At 42.7% G+C, this 3,592-nt stretch carries 2 protein-coding genes; both read left to right on the top strand.

The annotated features are described in order from the left end of the window. The coding region (carB, locus tag B4H32_RS04815) for a carbamoyl-phosphate synthase large subunit (protein WP_286800452.1) at positions 1 to 2,876 on the top strand (2,876 nt) is incomplete at its 5' end. A gap of 91 nt (positions 2,877 to 2,967) precedes the next feature. After that, the gene (greA, locus tag B4H32_RS04820; RefSeq protein ID WP_004660795.1) at positions 2,968 to 3,444 is read left to right on the top strand and encodes a transcription elongation factor GreA; all 477 of its coding nucleotides are present in this window, start codon (positions 2,968 to 2,970) and stop codon (positions 3,442 to 3,444) included. Positions 3,445 to 3,592 lie beyond the last annotated feature (148 nt).

The raw sequence follows: 3,592 nt of genomic DNA on the forward strand, positions 1-3,592 counted from the left end.
AAGAAGCGATTGAAAAAGCAGAAGATCGTAAACTGTTTGACATCGCCATGCGTAAAATCGGCTTGGAATGTCCTCGTGCCGATGTTGCTGAAAGTATGGAACATGCACTGGAAATTCAGTCACGTTTTGGCTTCCCAGTAATCATTCGTCCATCATTTACCATGGGTGGTTCTGGTGGCGGTATCGCATACAATAAAGAAGAATTTATTGAAATCTGCGAACGTGGTTTCGATCTTTCTCCAACTAAACAATTATTGATTGATGAATCTTTAATTGGTTGGAAAGAATACGAAATGGAAGTTGTTCGTGACAAAAACGACAACTGTATCATCGTATGTGCGATTGAAAACTTCGACCCAATGGGCGTACACACAGGTGACTCAATCACGGTTGCTCCTGCGCAAACATTAACCGACAAAGAATATCAAATCATGCGTAATGCATCGGTTGCGGTTCTTCGTGAAATCGGTGTTGAAACAGGTGGTTCAAACGTTCAATTCGGTATTAACCCGAAAGACGGTCGTATGGTTGTGATCGAGATGAACCCACGTGTTTCTCGTTCATCTGCGCTTGCATCGAAAGCAACAGGTTTCCCGATTGCAAAAATCGCGGCAAAACTTGCAGTTGGCTATACCCTTGATGAATTGAAAAATGACATCACAGGCGGTATCACTCCTGCAAGCTTCGAACCAGCAATTGACTATGTTGTAACCAAGATTCCTCGCTTCAACTTCGAAAAATTCCCACAAGCTGAGCCTGTATTGACAACTCAGATGAAATCTGTGGGCGAAGTAATGGCAATTGGTCGTAACTTCCAAGAATCTGTTCAAAAAGCGCTTCGTGGTCTTGAAGTTGGTGTCAGCGGCTTTGATGAAAAAATCGAAGTTGGTACGGCTAATGCCAAAGATATCATCTTAAAAGAACTTAAAGTTCCAGGTCCTGAGCGTATTTGGTATGTAGCTGATGCATTCCGTCATGGTTTCTCATTAGATGACGTATTCGAAGCAACTAAGATCGATCGTTGGTTCTTGATCCAAATCGAAGATATCGTTAAAACTGAAGCTCAAGTAAAAACTTTAGGTTTTGGTGATTTAAACGCTGATAATATTCGTTCATTCAAACGCAAAGGTTTATCTGACCTTCGTATTGCTGACTTAATGGGTATTTCACAAAAACAATTCCGTAAACAACGTTGGAACTTGGGTGTCTATCCAGTTTACAAGCGTGTTGATACTTGTGCTGCCGAGTTTGAATCTGGTACGGCATATATGTACTCAACTTATGATGAGGAATGTGAAGCCAATCCATCGAACCGTGACAAAATCATGGTGATTGGTGGTGGTCCGAACCGTATTGGTCAAGGCATTGAGTTTGATTACTGCTGTGTACACGCTGCGCTTGCAATGCGTGATGACGGTTATGAAACCATCATGGTGAACTGTAACCCTGAAACGGTTTCAACTGACTATGACACATCAGACCGTTTGTACTTCGAACCTGTAACACTGGAAGATGTACTTGAAATCGTACGTACAGAGAAGCCTAAAGGCGTAATCGTACAGTACGGTGGTCAAACACCATTGAAATTGGCGCGTGCTTTAGAAGAAGCAGGTACACCGATTATTGGAACTTCACCTGATGCGATTGACCGTGCAGAAGACCGTGAACGTTTCCAGCAAATGATTCAACGTCTACAGCTTCGCCAACCAAACAACAGCATCGTAAAATCTGCTGAAGAAGGTATTTCAGAAGCAGCTAAAGTGGGCTATCCACTGGTTGTTCGTCCATCTTATGTGTTAGGTGGCCGTGCAATGGAAATCGTGTATAACGAAGATGAGCTAAAACGTTACCTTCGTGAAGCAGTTCAAGCTTCAAATGAAGCCCCTGTCCTATTAGACCGTTTCCTTGACGATGCAACTGAAGTGGACGTAGACTGCGTATCTGACGGTAAAGACGTTGTGATCGGCGGTATCATGCAGCACATTGAACAGGCAGGGATTCACTCTGGCGACTCCGCGTGTTCAATTCCACCTTACTCGCTTTCACAAGAAGTTCAGGATGAAATGCGTCGCCAAACTGTTGCAATGGCAAAAGAACTTGGCGTAATCGGCTTGATGAACGTTCAGTTTGCAGTAAAGGGTGATGATATTTACATCCTTGAAGTGAACCCACGTGCATCCCGTACTGTTCCATTCGTATCAAAATGTATTGGTGAGTCTTTAGCAAAAGTTGCTGCACGTTGTATGGCGGGTCAATCCCTTGAGTCACAAGGTTTCACCAAGGAAATCATTCCGACCCACTTTGCAGTGAAAGAAGCGGTGTTCCCGTTTGCTAAATTCCAGGGTGTTGACCCAATTCTTGGCCCTGAGATGAAGTCTACAGGCGAAGTGATGGGTGTTGGTACAACATTTGGTGAAGCGTTCTATAAGGCTGTACTTGGCTCAAATGAACGTTTACCAGGTTTGCCGACTGAAGGTGAAGTGAAGCATGCATTCCTGTCAGTTCGTGAATCGGACAAGAAACACATTGCAAACATTGCCAAGCAGTTAATCCAGTATGGCTTTAAACTGGTTGCAACAGGTGGTACCTATCGCGTGCTTAAAGAAGCAGGTTTGGAATGTGAATCTGTGAATAAAGTCACCGAAGGCCGTCCACATATTGTTGACCGCTTGAAAAATGGTGAAATTCATCTTATTGTCAACACAACTGAAGGCAAACAAGCTCAATATGACTCTGCCATGATTCGTCGTGCTGCCCTACAAGGTAAAGTGTATTACACTACGACCATTAATGGTGCTGAGGCTGTTTGCCAAGCATTTGCTGTGAAATTGCCAATGGATGTATACCGCTTGCAAGATTTACAAACTGTAGGTTAATTCTCTACCGATAAAGTCCCGTCACCTTATCGGTGGCGGGCTTTTTCTTTTTTTAATCCTGTATTTTCCCAACCAATTTAGAGGGACTGAAATGCAACGTTATCCTATGACTCCTGAAGGCAAGGTTGCCTTAGAGAAAGAATTACAACAGCTAAAAACAGTGGATCGCCCACGTATTATCCAAGCGATTGCAGAAGCTCGTGAGCACGGTGATTTAAAGGAAAATGCTGAATATCACGCTGCACGTGAACAGCAAGGTTTTTGTGAAGGTCGTATTCAGGATATCGAAGGAAAACTGGGTGCAGCTCAAGAGATTGATGTCAAAACACTTGAACAAAACGGTCGTGTTGTGTTTGGCGTTACAGTAACCATCGAAAACTTAGACACTGAAGAGCGTAAAACTTATAAAATCGTAGGTGATGATGAGGCAGATTTTAAAATCAATAAAATCTCAGTGAACTCGCCGATTGCCCGTGGTCTTTTAGGTAAAAGTGAAGGCGACGAAGCAAAAATTCAAACACCGCAAGGTGAGGTTGAATACGAAATCGTAAGCGTGGAATATATCTAACTCATCCACCTGATTAAGTAATTAAAGAACTCTTCATCATTTGAAGAGTTCTTTTGTTTCAGGCATGCTATTTCTAAATACAATATAGTCAAACCACTTTATTATCCATACATGATTCGAAAAAAACTCGAAATAATTCATCGACTGA

The sequence above is a fragment of the Acinetobacter sp. UBA2063 genome (genome assembly GCF_002333245.1).
Taxonomy (GTDB): Bacteria; Pseudomonadota; Gammaproteobacteria; order Pseudomonadales; family Moraxellaceae; genus Acinetobacter; species Acinetobacter parvus.